General features: G+C 75.7%; 2 protein-coding genes. Both read left to right on the forward strand.

Features of this window, described 5'->3' with window-relative positions; all coding sequences use genetic code 11:
* The first annotated feature begins 328 nt into the window (after positions 1-328).
* Positions 329-8575 carry a type I polyketide synthase gene (locus PZB77_RS28820; RefSeq protein ID WP_275495560.1) on the forward strand — a complete coding sequence of 2749 codons (8247 nt, stop codon included), beginning with the start codon at positions 329-331 and terminating at the stop codon, positions 8573-8575.
* A gap of 197 nt (positions 8576-8772) precedes the next feature.
* On the forward strand, positions 8773-17544 hold the full coding sequence (locus tag PZB77_RS28825) for a type I polyketide synthase (protein WP_275495561.1): 8772 nt from the start codon (positions 8773-8775) through the stop codon (positions 17542-17544).
* The last annotated feature ends 43 nt before the right edge of the window (positions 17545-17587 follow it).

Below are 17587 nucleotides of genomic sequence, written 5' to 3' on the forward strand. Positions count from 1 at the left end.
GGAGCCGGCGGGACCGACGTCCGCCCAGCGAACTGCCTGGTGGCGACGGAGTGATGGGGGTCATAGGGGGAGGCTAGGGGTAGGCGCCGCCACCCCGGGGTGCGAAGAATGTGGGAGGTGGTGCCGAGGCTTGGCCACGGACCGTTCGTGGACGGGCTTCCGCGTTCCAGAAAGGGGACGCCGGACTTCGGAAAGCGTGACGAACGCGTTCGGGGAGACATTCCGACGGCCTTTCCCACCCGAGCTCCGGTAGGGCGTTCCGGGGAATCCCGGAATGCGGCCCGCGCCACCGGAGACGCTCCGCGCGACGTACGAGAGAGGCTCGGCGATGACGACGACCAGTCAGGGTGACCACCGGGTGGCCGGCTCCGGCCACGGTGGGGGCAGGGCCGTCGCCGTCATCGGACTGGCGTGCCGGCTCCCCGGTGCGACCGGTCCCGCCTCCTTCTGGGATCTGCTGCGCCACGGCACCGACGCGATCCGGCCGCTTCCCGAGGACCGCCGCTCGCCGGCCGGCGCCGACCGCCGGCGCGGCGAGGACGCGTCCGGGGAGACGGCCGGGAGCCGGACGGTCCCCGCGCCCCGCGACGAGGACCTGCCCGGCGGTTTCCTGGACGAAGTCCACCACTTCGACCACGCGTTCTTCGGGGTGTCCCCCCGCGAGGCCGCCGAGATGGACCCCCAGCAACGGCTGGTCCTCGAACTCGCCTGGGAGGCGCTGGAGGAGGCCGGCATCGTCCCCGGATCGCTCGCCGGAAGCCAGGTCGGCGTCTACCTGGGAGCGATGGCGTACGACTACGCGCTGCTGCGCCACCGCGAGGGCGCCGGACCTCTCACCCGGCACACCCTGACCGGCCTCAACCGGGGCCTGCTCGCCAACCGGGTCTCCTACCACCTCGGCCTGCGCGGCCCCAGCCTGACCGTCGACTCCGCCCAGTCGTCCGCACTCGTCTCCCTCCACCTCGCCCACCGCGCGGTCCGGGACGGCGACTGCGACCTCGCCCTGGCCGGCGGGGTCAACCTCAACCTGGCCCCCGACAGCACCTCGGCCGCCGCCCGTTTCGGCGGACTCTCCCCGGACGGCCGCTCGTTCACCTTCGACGCCCGCGCCAACGGGTACGCGCGCGGCGAGGGCGGCGGCCTGGTCCTCCTCAAGCCACTGGAAGCGGCCCTGGCGGACGGCGACCGCGTCCACGGTGTGATCCTCGCCAGCGCGGTCAACAACGACGGCGCGACCGAGGGACTCACCGTGCCGAGCGCCGACGCGCAGCGGGAGGTGCTGCTCCTCGCGGCGCGCGAGGCGGCCATCGACCCGCGCGAGATCCAGTACGTCGAACTGCACGGCACCGGAACCCCGGTGGGGGACCCGGTGGAGGCGACCGCGCTCGGCGCCGCGTACGGCGTGGGCCGTCCCGCCGACGCGCCGCTCGTCGTGGGCTCGGTCAAGACCAACATCGGTCATCTGGAAGGGGCCGCGGGCATCGCGGGGTTCCTCAAGACGGTGCTGAGCCTCAAGCACCGGCGGATCCCCGCGACCCTCCACCACGAGACACCGAACCCGCGCATCCCGCTCGACGCCCTGCGGCTGCGGGTCCAGCGTGAGCTGGGCCCCTGGCCGCGCCCGGACCGGCCGTTGATCGCCGGAGTGAGCGCCTTCGGCATGGGGGGCACCAACTGCCACGTCCTGCTCGCCGAACCGCCCGCCCCCGACCGGGCCTCGCCCCGCGTCGCGACCGTCGCCGGTGCCACCGGCGGTACGGAGGAACAGGGCGCCCCCGCAAAGACCACCACCCTGCCCTGGAGCCTGTCGGCCGCGGGACCGGCCGCGCTGCGGGCCCAGGCCGGACGGCTCGCCGCACACGTCCGGGCCGACCCCGGTGCCACCCCCGACGGCATCGGGCACGCCCTCGCCACCACCCGTACCCTCTTCACCCACCGGGCCGTGGTGCTCGGCGCCGACCGGACGGACCTGCTGACCGCACTGGACGCCGTCGCGGCGGGACACCACACCCCCGACGCGATGACCGGCGAAGGCCGCACCGCTGGACCCGTCGCCCACCTCTTCCCCGGCCAGGGCAGCCAGCACCCCGGCTCGGGCCTCGGGCTCCACCGCACCACGCCCGCGTTCGCCAGGGCGCTGGACGAGGTGTGCGGCACTCTCGACACCCATCTCGAACGACCCCTGCGCGACCTCCTCTTCGCCGCCCCCGGAACCCCGGAAGCGGAGCTGCTCGACCGCACCGAGTACACCCAGCCGGCGCTCTTCGCCCTCGGCGCGGCTCTCCACCACGTCCTCGCACAGCACCTGCCGCAACCGGACTTCGTTCTCGGCCACTCCGTCGGAGGGCTTACCGCCGCGTACGCCGCAGGGGTGCTGTCGCTCGCCGACGCGGCCGCCCTCGTCGCGGCCCGGGGACGCCTCATGGGCGAGGCCCGGCCGGGCGGGGCGATGATCGCCGTGGAGGCCACCGAAGAGGAAGCGACCGGGGTACTCGCCGACTACGCGGGCCGGCTCGCCCTCGCCGCCGTCAACGGCCCCCGGGCGACCGTGCTTTCGGGGGATGCCGACGCGGCACGAGAGGCGGCCGAGCGGTTCGCGGGCCTGGGCCGCCGCACCCGGGCACTCAAGGTCAGTCACGCCTTCCACTCGCCGCACATGGACAGCGCCGTCGCGGAGTTCCGCCGGATCGCCTCCGGACTCACCTTCCGCCCGCCGACGGTGACCGTGATCTCCGACCTGACCGGAGAACCGGTCGGCCCGGACCGGCTGTCCGACCCCGGCTACTGGGCCGAACACATCCGCAGACCGGTCCGATTCCACGACGCTGTGCGGCAGTTGGCGGCCGGAGGGGTCGTCCACTACGTCGAGCTGGGTCCCGGCAACGTCCTCACCGCACTGACCCGGGGCATCGTGGCGGCGGACGGCGGGACCGCCGCGACCGTGGTACCCCTGCTGCGCCCCCGCACCCCCGAGCGGCGCTCCCTGCTCACCGGACTCGCGGAACTCCACGTGGCCGGCGCCGCCGCCGACTGGTCCGGCTTCTTCGAAGCGGAGAGCGGGCGCGAGGAGTACGAGGACGTCGAGGGCACACGGGAGGACGAGCGCGACGGCCGCCGCGAGCGCGCGGCGCTGCCCACGTACGCCTTCCAGCGCCGCCCGTTCCGGTTCGCCACCTCGGCCCGACCCGAAGGCGCCGTTTCCGAAGGCACCGCTCCCGAACACACCGTGCCGGAAAGCGCCGCCCCCGAGGTGTCCGCGCCGGCGCGGGGCTCGGCGGACGGCGCCGACCGCACGGACACGGCCCCGCGCCCCGACTTCCTGGCCCTCGTGGTCGCCGCCGCCGCGGAGGTCCTGGGCGGCACCTCCGCGGAGGTGCTCGACACGGAACGTACGTTCAAGGAGCTCGGCCTGGACTCTTTGGGCGCCGTCGAGTTCGCGGACCGGCTCTCCCGGACGACCGGGCTCCGGCTGCCCCCCACCCTGACCTTCGACCACCCCACGCCCCGCGCGCTGGCCCGGCACCTCGCAACCGAATCCGGGCGCGACGGGGGATCGGCGGCCGTGCGGCAACAGCCCCGGGCCGCCACGCCGGGCGACGCGCACACCGGCGCCGACGACGATCCGATCGCCATCGTCTCCACCGCAGGCCGCTGGCCCGGCGGTGCCGACACCCCCGAGCAGCTCTGGGACCTGCTGGTCGCGGGTACGGACGCGACGAGCGGCTTCCCCGTCAACCGGGGCTGGCCCACGGACCTCCACCATCCCGACCCCGACCGGGCCGGCGGATCGTACGTCGGACGGGGCGGATTCCTGCACGACGCCGACCGGTTCGACGCCGGCTTCTTCGGCCTGTCCCCCCGGGAGGCCGAGGCGATGGACCCCCAGCAGCGGCTGCTGCTGGAGACGTCCTGGGAACTGCTGGAGCGGGCCGGCCTGGACCCGGCCGCGCTGCGCGGCAGCCGCACCGGGGTCTACGTGGGTGCGACCCAGCAGGAGTACGGTCCCCGACTGCACGAGGCCACCGGCGAGGGAGCGGGTTACCGGCTGACGGGTGCGACGGTCAGCGTCGCCTCGGGCCGGATCGCCTACGCCCTCGGCCTGGAGGGTCCGGCGCTCACCGTGGACACCGCCTGCTCCTCCTCCCTGGTGGCGCTCCACCTCGCGGCCCGGGCCCTGCGCTCCGGCGAATGCGCCCTCGCACTCGCCGGCGGGGTGACCGTGATGGCCACCCCCGGCATGTTCACCGAGTTCAGCCGGCAGCGCGGGCTGGCCCCGGACGGTATCTGCAAGCCCTTCGCGGCGGCGGCGGACGGCACCGCATGGTCGGAAGGGGTGGGGCTGGTCCTGCTGGAACGCCTGTCCGACGCCCGTCGCCACGGACACCGGGTGCTCGCCCTGATCCGGGGGAGCGCGGTGAACTCGGACGGTGCCAGCAACGGCCTGACCGCCCCGAACGGCCCCTCCCAGCAGCGGGTCATCGAACAGGCCCTGCACTCCGCGGGGTTGACGCCCGCCGACATCGACGCTGTGGAGGCCCACGGCACCGGCACCACGCTGGGCGACCCCATCGAGGCCCGGGCGCTGATCCACACCTACGGACGGGGCCGCCCCGAGGGAAAGCCCCTCCTCCTCGGCTCACTGAAGTCCAACATCGGCCACACCCAGGCGGCGGCGGGCGTCGCGGCGGTCATCAAGATGACCCAGGCCCTCGGCCACGGCCTCCTGCCGAAGACCCTGCACGTCGACCGTCCCACCCCGCACGTCGACTGGAGCGGTGGTGAGGTCGAACTGCTCACCCGCGCGACCCCGTGGCCGGCCGGCGACCGCCCGCGCCGCGCGGCGGTCTCCGCGTTCGGCATCAGCGGCACCAACGCCCACCTGATCCTCGAAGAGGCCCCCGCCGCCCCACCGGAGCCGGTACGCCCGTCCGCCGCGCCCGGCCTGCCCGTTCCCTGGGTCCTGTCCGCCCGCACCCCGCAGGCGCTCAGGGACCAGGCCGCCCGACTGGCCACACTGCTGGACCGCGCGGCCGGAGACCGCGCGGCAACCGGCGCCGACGGCGGCGACCCCGAGCCCGTCGGCGGTGCGGAGGACATCGCGGAGGTGGCGTACGCGCTCACCCGCAGACCGTCCTTCGACCACCGTGCGGTACTGGTGGCCCGGGACCTCGCCGGAGCACGCGCCGGCGTACGGGCCCTGGCGCGGGGAGAGTCGGCCGAAGGCGCCGTACGCGGCCACGCCGCCGCCCCCGGCCGGGTCGCGTTCCTCTTCACCGGGCAGGGCAGCCAGCGCGTCGGCATGGGACGCGAGCTGTACGCGACCCAGCCGGTCTTCGCCGCCTCCTTCGACGCGAACTGCGCGGCCCTCGACGCCCACCTGGCCGGATGCACGTCCACTCCGCTCCGCGAGGTCGTCCTCGGGGACCCGGACGCCGACGGCGCGCCCGCCACAGCCGCCGGCCCCGCCGCCGGCGAGCTGGACCGCACGCTGTACACCCAACCCGCTCTGTTCGCCCTGGAGGTGGCCCTCTTCCGGCTGCTGGAGTCCTGGGGGGTGCGCCCCGACGTGGTGGCCGGACACTCGGTCGGTGAACTCGCCGCCGCCCACGTGGCCGGTGTGCTGAACCTCGCCGACGCCGCCGCGCTGGTCGCCGCCCGCGCCCGACTGATGCAGGAACTCCCCGAAGGCGGCGCCATGGCCGCCGTCGAGGCGGACGAGACCGAGGTGCTCGCGGAGCTCGCCGGCCACGAGGAGACCGTGGACATCGCGGCCGTCAACGGCCCGTCCTCCACAGTGGTGTCGGGCGAGGAGCGAGCCGTGCTCGCGCTCACCGAGCGCTTCCGCGCGCGAGGACGGCGCACCAGCCGCCTGCGCACCAGCCATGCCTTCCACTCCCCGCTCATGGACCCGATGACCGACGCGCTCGGGGAAGCCGCCCGGAAACTCACCCATCTGCCGCCGGACATCTCCCTGCTGAGCGCGCTCGACGGCGAGCACTTCACCCGGGAACGGCCCCTTGGGCCCACCTACTGGGCGGCGCACGCCCGGGGCGCCGTGCGTTTCCTCGACGTCGTACGCCGCCTGGAGCGCGACGGGGTCACCACCTACCTGGAACTCGGCCCCGACGCCGTCCTCACCGCCCTGGCCCAGGAGGGCCTGCTCGGCGACCGACCCGAGGGCACGCCCCCGCCCGCCCTCGCCCCGGTGCTGCGCCGGGGCCGACCCGAGCCGGAATCCCTGCTCACCGCGCTCGGTACCGCCCACGCCCGGGGGACCGCCGTCGACTGGAGCGCCGTCCTCGGCCTCTCCGGGCCGAGCCGGGTGGACCTGCCCACCTACCCGTTCCAGCGCAGCCGCCACTGGGCGGACGCGCCGGCGCTTCCCGCGGCGTCCGCCGTTTCCGCCGGGGACGACCGGTTCTGGGAACCGGTGGAGCGCGAGGACCTCGACGCGCTCGCCGACACCCTCGGCATCCTCGAACCGGAGCACCGGGAGGCTTTGGGCGCCGTGCTGCCCCGGCTCGCGTCCTGGCGGAGCGAGCGGGGACGGGCCGCCGAGGCCGACGGCTGGCGCCACCGGGTGGCCTGGCGGCCCGTCCCGCCCCGTGCGGTGGCGCCGGCCGGGTCCGGTCGCTGGCTGCTCGTCGTCCCGGCCAGGCCCCTCGGCGGGGACCGCCCGTACGACGGCTGGGCGCCGCTCCTGGAGAAGGCCCTCACCGGCGCCGGGGCGCGCGTCGACCGCGTCACCGTCACCGACCCGCGGACGGACCGCGACGCCTTCGCCGCGCTGCTCGCCGACGCGGCGGGCCGGACCCCGGCCGAGCCGGTGACCGGGGTGGTGTCCCTCCTCTCGCTCGACCACGACACCGACCCGGACCTGCCCGCCCTCCCGCACGGGACGGCCGCCACCACGGCGCTCCTCCAGGCCCTGGAGAGCACCCCCGGGATCGCCGCTCCGCTCTGGGCACTCACCCGGGGCGCGGTCACCACCGGCCCGGGCGACCGGCCGAGCGATCCGGCCGGCGCCCTCGTCTGGGGGCTCGGCGTCATCGCCGCCGTGGAGAGCTCCCGGTGGGGCGGGGTCGTCGATCTGCCCGAGCGCGTGGACCCGCACGCCACCGACGAGGTGCTCGCCGCCCTCACCGCGGGCCACGGCGAGGCCGAACTCGCGGTGCGGCCACAGGGGTTGCTCGCCCGCCGCCTCGTCCCCGCCCCGTTGGAACCGGCCCCTGACGGCCGGACGGCCGGCTGGACCCCCACGGGGACGGTCCTCGTGACCGGAGGCACCGGGGCGCTGGCCCGGCACACCGCCGCATGGCTGGCACGCAAGGGCGCCGGACACCTGCTGCTGGTGAGCAGACGGGGCGGCGAGGCGCCCGGAGCGGACCTCCTGCGGGACGAGCTCACTGCGCTGGGAGCCCGGGTGACCTACGCCGCCTGCGACGTCTCGGACCGCGAGGCGCTCACGGCGGTGCTGGCCTCCGTTCCCGCGGAACACCCGCTGTCGGCCGTCGTGCACACCGCCGCCGTCCTCGACGACGCCCTGCTGGACGCCCTCACCCCCGAGCAGGCGGACCGGGTGCTGCGGGTCAAGGCGCTCGGCGCCCGCCACCTGGACGAACTCACCCGCTCCCTCCCCCTGTCCGCCTTCGTGCTCTTCTCCTCCGTCACCGCCCTCGCCGGCGCCGCGGGTCAGGCCAACTACGCGCCGGGCAACGCCTATCTCGACGCCCTCGCCCACGCCCGCCGGGCCGCCGGACTCCCCGCCACCTCGGTCTCCTGGGGCCAGTGGGCGGGCGACGGCATCGCCGGTGACGAAGGGGCCCACCGCAACGCGCGGAACGGGCTGCTCCCGATGGAGCCCGGCCTCGCCGTCTCCGTACTGGAGCAGGCCCTGGACCGGGACGAGACCCACCTGGTCGTCTGCCGCGCCGACTGGCGGGTTCTCGCCTCCGCCCGCTCCCACCCGCTGCTGGCGGAGCTGACCGCCGGCCCGTCCGACGACGGCGCGGTCCCGCCGGAGACCGGCGAAACGGACGGCATCCTCGCGGAGTTGGCGCGGGCCGACAGCGACCAAGAGCGCCGCAGGCTGCTGCTCCGCTTCGTGCGGACCCAGGTCGGCGAGGTCCAGGGCGGCCGGCCGGCCGAGTCGGTCGAGATCCACCGGGGCTTCAAGGAACAGGGTTTCGACTCTCTCACCACGGTCGAACTGCGCAACCGCCTCAACGCGCGCACCGGAGTCAACCTGCCGACCACCGCAGTGTTCGACCATCCCACCCCCCACGCGCTCGCCGAGCTGCTGTACGGGCTGCTCGTCCCCGAGGATCATGCGGGGGAGGGGGCGGTACGCGAACTCCGCGCCAAAATAAGCGAGTTGGAGGCTCTCTTCGCCGCCCTGCCGGTGGACGGACCGGAGCGCGAGGATGCGGCGGCCCGGCTCGCCGCCCTGGCGGCGGGCGACCCCGGCACGCACCGGACGGCCGAGGACGACGACCGTGACGTGGCGGCGGGTCTCTCGTCCGCCACCGACGACGAACTGATGGATTTCATCGGCAAGGAGCTCGGCATCTCCTGAACCGGCCTCCCGCGGGCGCCCGCCCGCGCCCTGCCCGCGCCGCGACGGCGCCCCACCGCCGGCCCCCGCCCCACGGCGGGCGCCTTCGGCCCCGACGACGTCCGACCCCCCCGGGCACCCGACACTGGGCGCCCGGCCCCCAACCTGATCCGCTCGGCCTTCCCTGCACCGGGCAACTCCGCACGAAGGGTGGATTCATGAACGACAGCCGGATGCGGTATCTCCTGGAGCGGGTCACCGCCGAACTCCACGAGACCCGGAAGAAGTTGCGCGACACCGAGGAGGGCGGCCGGGAACCCGTCGCCATCGTGGGGATGGGCTGCCACTTCCCCGGAGGGATCGACTCCCCCGAGGACCTGTGGCGCCTGGTCGCGGAGGGCGGCGACGTCGTGGGCGACTTCCCGGACGACCGCGGCTGGGACACCTCGGCCCTCTTCGACGCCGACCCGGACCGGCCCGGCACCTCGTCCACCCGGAGGGGCGCTTTCCTCACGTCCCCGGGGGAGTTCGACACCGACTTCTTCGGCATCTCTCCGCGCGAGGCCCTGGCCACCGACCCGCAGCACCGGCTGCTGCTGGAGACGGCCTGGGAGACGTTCGAACGGGCGGGCATCCGCCCCGACACCCTGCGCGGAAGCAGCACCGGCGTCTTCGTGGGCACCAACGGCAACGACTACGCGCCCCCCGTCGGAGCGGTCCCCGAGGACCTGGAGGGGTACATCATCGTCGGGAACGCGGCGAGCGTAGCCTCCGGCCGGATCTCCTACACCTTCGGCTTCGAGGGCCCGGCGGTCACGGTCGACACGGCCTGCTCCGCCTCGTCGGTCGCCCTCCACCTGGCGGTCCGGTCGCTGCGCTCCGGCGAATGCGATCTCGCCCTCGCCGGCGGTGTGACCGTCATGACCACCCCGTCCACCTTCGTGGAGTTCTCCCGGCAGCACGGGCTCGCGGCCGACGGCCGCTGCAAGGCGTTCGCCGGTGCCGCCGACGGAACCGGTTGGTCCGAGGGCGCGGGGCTGCTGCTCGTCGAGCGGCTCTCCGACGCGCGCCGTCTCGGTCACCGGGTGCTCGCCGTCATCAGGGGCACGGCCGCCAACCAGGACGGTGCCTCGCACGGACTGACCGCCCCGAACGGACCGGCCCAGCAGCGTGTCATCCGGCAGGCGCTGGCCGACGCCCGCTTGACTCCGGCACAGGTCGACGCCGTCGAGGCGCACGGCACCGGCACCACCCTGGGCGACCCCATCGAGGCGCAGGCGCTCCTCGCCACCTACGGCCAGGAGCACGACCACGACTCCCCCCTGTGGCTGGGCTCGGTGAAGTCGAACATCGCGCACACCCAGGCGGCGGCCGGGGTGGCGGGCGTCATCAAGATGGTGCAGGCGATGCGGCACGGGGTGCTCCCGAAGACCCTGCACGTGGACGAGCCGTCCCCGCACGTGGACTGGTCCTCGGGCGGTGTGGCCCTCCTCGCGGACCACCGTCCGTGGCCCGAGACCGGGGAGCCGCGCCGCGCGGGCGTGTCCGCGTTCGGCATGAGCGGCACCAACACCCACATCATCCTGGAGCAGGCCCCCGCCCCCGAGGCCCAGGTGTCCGGGGACGCCGAGCCCGGACAGCCGGCCGACCGCCCGGCGACCGCCCCCGCCGCCGTTCCCCTCGTCCTCTCCGCGCGTACCCCGGCCGCCCTCGCCGCCGGGGCCGCGGACCTCGCCGCATACCTCCGCTCCGGACCCGACCCGGCCGCGGTCGCCCGCGAACTCGTCGCGGGGAGAACCCCGTTCGAGGAGCGCGCGGTCGTCGTGGGTCCCGCCGGTGAGGAACTGCTGGCCGGGCTCGACGCACTCGCCTCCGGAGAGTCCGCGCCCGGTCTCGTACGCGGACGGGCCGGCGGCGAACACCGCACGGTGTTCGTCTTCCCCGGCCAGGGCTCCCAGTGGCTCGGCATGGCTCGTGAACTCCTGGACGCCGAACCGGTGTTCGCCGAAAGCATCGACGCGTGCGCCCGTGCCCTGGAGCCCTGGACGGACTGGTCCCTGCACGGAGTCCTGCGCGAGGAGGAAGGCGCCCCCGGCTACGACCGGGTGGACGTCGTACAGCCCGCGCTCTGGGCGGTCATGGTGTCCCTGGCCGGCCTGTGGCAGTCCTACGGGGTCCGCCCGGACGCGGTGGTCGGCCACAGCCAGGGCGAGATCGCCGCCGCGTACGTCGCCGGAGCCCTCACCCTCGACGACGCCGCCCGGGTGGTCGCGCTGCGCAGCCGGGCCATCGGCGCCCTGTCGGGCGGCGGGGGCATGGTCTCCGTGGTGCTGTCCCTGCCCGAAGCCGAGGCCGCGATCGCCCCCTGGGGCGGGCGCATCTCGGTGGCGACGGTCAACGGCCCCTCCGCGGTAGTGGTCGCCGGTGAGCCCGCGGCCCTGGACGAGTTCACCGCGGCTGCCGAACGGGACGGCGTACGCACCCGCAGGGTCCCGGTCGACTACGCCTCGCACTCGGCCCAGGTCGAGGCGGTCCGCGAGGAGCTGCTGACCGCCCTCGCACCGGTCGCCCCCCGCCCCGCGACCGTCCCCCTCCTCTCCACCGTCACCGGGGACTGGCTCGACACCACCGCGATGGACGCGGCGTACTGGTACACCAACCTCCGCACGACCGTGCTCTTCGAACCGGCCACCCGGAAGCTGCTCGCCGAGGGCCACGACGTCTTCGTCGAGACCAGCCCGCACCCGGTGCTGACCGCAGCCGTGCAGGAGACCGCCGAAGCGGCCGGTGCGCGGGCCGTCGTCACCGGCTCGCTGCGCCGGGGCGAGGGCGGCCCGGTCCGCTTCCTCACCTCCCTGGCGGAGATCCAGGTCCACGGGACCGACGTCGACTGGAGCCCGGCGCTCGCCGGCCCGCGCCCTTCCGCGTCGGACCTGGCCGGCCTGCCCACCTACCCCTTCCAGCGGCAGCGGTTCTGGCTGGAGAACGCCACCTCCCGGTCCGCCGACGCCCCCGGCCTCGGTCTGCGCGCCGCCGGACACCCCCTGCTCGGCGCCTCCCTGCGGCCGGCGGACGGCGACGGGCTGCTGCTGACCGGGCGCCTCGCCGCCCGGACCCACCCCTGGCTCACCGACCACACGGTGCTCGGCCGCATCCTCGTCCCCGGCACGGCCCTGGTGGAGCTGGCGGTACGCGCCGCCGACGAGGCGGGCCGCGACACGGTCGACGAGCTGGTGATCGAGGCGCCCCTCGTCCTGCCGGAAACCGGTTCCCGGCAGATCCAGGTCGCCGTGGCCGCGCCCGCCGAGGACGGCCGCCGCGCGGTGACCGTCCACTCCCGCGCGCAGGACGCGGCGGACGGCGACGCGTGGACCCGGCACGCAACCGGGTTCCTCTCCCGTACGCCCGCCCCGGCGCCGCCGGAGGGCAACCCGGGCAGCTGGCCGCCGCCGGGCGCCACGCCCCTCCCACTGGAAGGCCTCTACGACCGGCTCGCGGAGTCCGGGGTCGCGTACGGGCCCCGTTTCCAGGGGCTGCGCGCCGCCTGGCGGCTCGGGGAGGAGATCTTCGCCGAGGCCGTGCTCGACGGTGAAGAGGAGGCAGCGGCGGGGGAGTTCGGGATCCACCCCGCGCTGCTCGACGCCGCCTTCCACGCCGCCGCCCTCGGAGCTCCGGCGCAGGCCGGCCCCGGAGAAGTGCTGCTGCCTTTCGCCTGGAACGGGGTGCGGCTGCAGGCCTCGGGCGCGACCGCCCTGCGCGTACGGCTCACCCCCGCCGCCGACGGCCAACTCTCCCTGCACGCCACCGATCCGGCGGGCGCACCCGTCGTCTCCGTCGCCTCCCTGGTATACCGCCCGGTGACCGCCGACCGGCTCGCCAGCGGTTCCGAGGCGACCCCGCCGCTCCACCGGCTCGGCTGGACGCCGCTGCCGCTCACCGCCCCCGGGCCCGGCCCTCTCGCGGTCCTGCTGTCCGAGGACGGCCGGTCCCCGGCCACGAGCACCGATGCCCCGCGCTTCCACCACCCCGCCGACGTGGCGGCCGCCGTCCGCGCGGGCCGGGAGGTGGCCGGACCGGTGCTCCACGCCGTGCCCGGCGACGAGGGGACCGGCGACGGGACACCCCCGGCGGAACGGGCGCGGGCAACCCTCGAACGGGTCCTCGTCCTCGTCCAGGAGTGGCTCTCCCACCCCGAACTCGACGCGATACCGCTGGTGTTGGTCACCCGCGGTGCGGTCTCCGTCGCCGGCGAAGCACCGGACCTCACCACCGCCGGCATCTGGGGACTGCTGCGCTCCGCCCAGTCCGAACACCCCGGCCGCATCCTGCTGATCGACACGGACCGCCCGGAGAACACGGACCGGGAGAACACGGACCGCGCGGAACCCGCAGACCGCACGGAGCCCGCCGAAACCCCCGCGACGGACCACCGCGCCCTCGGTGCGGCGCTCGCGACGGCCGTCGCCGCGGGCGAGACCCAGCTCGCGCTCCGGGCCGGCACCGCCCTCGTCCCCCGGCTCGTCCCGGTGGCGCCCGCCGACTCCGGGGCGCCGCGAGGGACGTGGCGCTTCGGCCCACCCGAGGGAACGGTCCTGGTGACCGGCGGCCTCGGTACCCTCGGCAAGCTGGTCGCCCGTCACCTGGTCACCGACCACGGGGTACGCCACCTGCTGCTGACCGGCCGGCGCGGCCCCGACACCCCGGGCGCACCGGAGTTCGTCGCCGAACTCACCGCACTCGGCGCGCGGGTGACGGTCGCCGCCGCCGACGCGGCGGACCGGGACGCCCTGCGGACCGTGCTGGAGGGCGTCGAGGCGGTCCACCCGCTCACCGGCGTCGTGCACGCGGCCGGGACCCTGGACGACGGCGTCGTGGCCTCGCTCACCGCGGACCGGCTGGACACCGTGCTGCGTCCGAAGGCCCACGCGGCCTGGAACCTGCACGAACTGACCCGGGACGCCCCGCTCTCCGCGTTCGTGGTGTTCTCGTCGGCGGCGGGCGTCCTCGGCGTCCCCGGCCAGGGCAACTACGCGGCGGCCAACACCTTCCTCGACGCGCTGATCGCCCACCGCCGCGCCCTCGGCCTGGCCGGAACCTCCCTGGCGTGGGGGCTGTGGGAGGAGAGCAGTGAGCTGACCGCCCACCTGGACGACACCGCCCACCGGCGCAACGCCCGCCACGGCACCCGCGCCCTCACCACCGCCGAGGGCCTCGCCCTCCTCGACGCGGCCGGAGCGACGGACGACGCCCTTCTCGTGCCGCTCGCGCTGCGGCACGACGGAGAGCCCGGCCAAATCCCGCCGGTCCTCCGTGACGTCGTCCGCACCCGCCGGCCCGCCGCGCGCCGGGCAACCGGAGCGGCGGGCCCCACCCTCGCCGGACGGCTGCTCCCCCTCGGGGCGGCCGAACGCGAGGAGTTCCTGGTCGATCTGGTCCGGGCGGAGGCGGCGACGGTCCTCGGCCGCTCCGACCGGGACGGGGTCGCCTCCGACCGGGCGTTCAAGGACCTCGGCTTCGACTCGCTGACCGCGGTGGACCTGCGCAACCGGCTGGGCACGGCGAGCGGGCTGCGCCTGTCGCCCACCCTCGTCTTCGACCACCCCACCCCGCGGTCGCTGGCACGCTTCCTGCTGGCCGGACTCCTCGGCGAAGACCCCGGGCCGGCGGCCCCCGCCCCCGCGGCCTCGCCGGCCCCGGGCGCGGACGACCCGGTCGTCATCGTCGGCATGAGCTGCCGGCTGCCGGGCGGGGTGGCCTCCCCGGACGACCTCTGGGACCTGGTCTCCCGGGGCGGTGACGCGATCACCCCCTGGCCCACCGACCGCGGCTGGGACACCGAGGGCCTCTTCGACGCGGACCCCGACGAGCCGGGCCGCACCTACACCCAGCACGGCGGGTTCCTGCACGGGGCGGCCGACTTCGACGCCGGCTTCTTCGGCATCTCGCCCCGTGAGGCGCTGGCGACCGACCCGCAGCAGCGGTTGCTGCTGGAGTCGTCCTGGGAGGCGTTCGAGCGGGCGGGGATCGCCCCGGACACCCTGCGCGGCAGCCGCACCGGCGTCTTCGTCGGCGTGATGTACAACGACTACGCCTCGCGCCTGCACGAGCTGCCGCCGGAGCTGGAGGGCTACCTCCACAACGGCAGCGCGGCCAGCGTGGCGTCCGGGCGCATCTCGTACACGTACGGCTTCGAGGGTCCGGCCGTGACGGTGGACACGGCGTGCTCCTCCTCGCTGGTGGCGCTCCACCTGGCGGCGCAGGCCCTGCGGTCGGGGGAGTGCGACCTCGCGCTCGCCGGCGGGGTCGCCGTGATGGCGTCGCCGTCCGGCATGGTCGCCACCTCCCGGCACCGCGCGTTCGCCCCGGACGGCCACGTCAAGGCGTACGCCGCCTCGGCGGACGGGACGAGCTGGGCGGAGGGGGTCGGCCTGCTCCTGGTGGAGCGGCTGTCGGACGCCCGGCGGCTCGGGCACCAGGTGCTGGCCGTGGTACGCGGCTCCGCCGTGAACCAGGACGGCGCCTCGAACGGGCTCACGGCGCCGAGCGGCCCCGCTCAGCAGAGGGTCATCCGGCAGGCGCTCGCCGGAGCCGGTCTCGCCCCCCACGACATCGACGCGGTGGAGGGGCACGGCACCGGCACCACCCTCGGCGACCCGATCGAGGCGCAGGCCCTGGTGGCGGCGTACGGTGCGGGACGTCCCGAGGACCGGCCGCTCTGGCTCGGCTCGCTCAAGTCCAACATCGGCCACACCCAGGCCGCAGCCGGCGTGGCCGGGATCATCAAGATGGTGCAGGCCATGCGGCACGGCACCCTGCCCCGGACCCTGCACGTCGACGCACCCTCACCCGACGTGGACTGGGCCTCGGGCGGCGTACGGCTGCTCACGCGGGAGCGGCCCTGGGAGGCGGCCGGCCGGCCGCGGCGCGCGGGGGTCTCCTCCTTCGGCGTCAGCGGCACCAACGCCCACGTCATCATCGAGGAGCCGGAGAGGACGGCCCCGGCCCCGGCGGACACCGGTGCGGAGCGGGACGCGGCGGCAGCCGCTCCGGCCGCAGCCGCCTCCCCGCTGCCCTGGGTGCTCTCCGGCCGCACCCCGCGGGCCGTCTCCGACCAGGCGGCGCGCCTCCTGGAGCTGCTGAACCGCCCGGGCCCGGTACCGGCGGCGGCCGACACCGCCCACGCCCTCCTCACCGACCGCTCGCACTTCGATCACCGGGCGGTCGTGGTCGCCGCCGACCGCGACCGGCTCGCGGACGGCCTGGGCGCGCTCGTCCGGGCCGAACCCGCCGGGAACCTCGTCCGGGGAACCGCGGCCGAGGGCGCCCGGACGGTCTTCGTCTTCCCCGGCCACGGCGCGCAGTGGGCCGGCATGGCGCAGGGCCTGCTCGACACGGCGCCGGCCTTCACCGAGCGCATCGAGGAGTGCGCCCGGGCGCTGGAACCCCTCGTCGACTGGTCGCTCACCGACGTCCTCCGCCAGACCCCCGGCGCACCCACCCTGGAGCGGGTCGACGTCGCCCAACCCGCTCTGTGGGCCGTGCTGGTGGCGCTCGCCGCCCAGTGGCAGTCCTACGGCGTCCAGCCGGACGCCGTGGTCGGGCACAGCCAGGGCGAGGTCGCCGCCGCCTGCGTGGCCGGGATCCTCACCCTGGACGACGCGGCCCGCATCGTCGTCGAGCGCAGCCGGATCCTGTCCGGGCTCGTCGGGAAGGGCGGCATGGCCTCCCTGGCGCTCCCCCTCGCGGAGGTCGAGCGCCGGATCGGGTCCTGGCCCGGACGGCTCTCGGTGGCGACGGTGAACGGGCCCGCCGCCGTCGTGGTCGCCGGGGACGAGTCCGCCCTGGACGAACTGCTCGCCGGGTGCGAGGCCCGGGGCGAACGGGCCAAGCGGATCAGGGCGGCCACGGTCGCCGGACACTCCCCGGTCATCGACGAGGTGAAGGAGGAACTCCTCGCACGGCTCGCGTTCGTCACCCCGCGCGAGGGCAACGTGCCGCTCTGGTCCACGGTCACCGCCGCGCTCCTCGAACCCGGGGAGACCGACGCGGAGTACTGGTACCGCAACATCCGCCAGACCGTACGATTCGCCCCCGTCGTGAAGGACCTGATCGCCGCCCGGTACACCGTCCTCATCGAGGTCAGTCCGCACCCGGTGCTCACCGGCAGCATCCAGGACACCGTGGACGAGGCAGGGGCCGCCGACGTCGTGGTGGTCGAGACCCTGCGGCGGGACCACGGAGGACTCGACCGCTTCCTCACCTCGGCCGCCGCCGTCCACGCCCGGGGCGTGGCGGTGGACTGGTCGCCGGCATTTGGGGGTGCGCGGCCGGAGCGGGTGGAGCTGCCCACCTACCCCTTCCAGCGACGTCGTTACTGGCTCTCCGCCGGTACGGCGCCGACCGGTGGCGCTGCCGCCGGTCCGCTCGCCGGAGCCGAGCACGGGCCTGCCGTACCCGGTCAGGAGGAGGACACCGCCCCGGAGTCACCCTTCGCCGCCCTCGCGCCCGCCGCCCGCGCCGAAGCCCTGCTCGACCTGGTGGTCCGCCGGACGGCCGAGGTGCTGGGACACGAGGACACCGGGGAGATAGGCGCGGAGCAGGCGTTCAAGGGGCTCGGTCTGGAATCGCTGACCGCCGTCGACCTGCGCAACCGGCTGGCCGCGGCCGTCGGCGTGCGGCTTCCGGCGACCCTGGTCTTCGACCACCCGACACCCGCCGCCGTCGCGGCGCACCTCGCGACCCTGCTGCCCGATGCCCCGGCGGCGCACGGGGGGTCCGCGACGGAGGCCCTCGCCCTGCTGGAGCAGGTCGTGCCCGGCTCCGGACCCCTCGATCCGGACGGGGCCGAACTGCTCACCCGGCTCCAGGCCCTGGTGGCCCGATGGGACACCGGCCGGACCGGACCCGAGCGGGGAGAGGCCGGGACGATCGACCTGGACGCGGCCACCGACGACGAGCTCTTCGCCCTGATGGACAGCGAGTCCCGGTGAACCACGACCGCCCTGACAGGGCCGGAAGCGTTCCGCACCCGCA

The sequence above is a fragment of the Streptomyces sp. AM 2-1-1 genome (assembly GCF_029167645.1).
Lineage (GTDB): Bacteria > Actinomycetota > Actinomycetes > Streptomycetales > Streptomycetaceae > Streptomyces.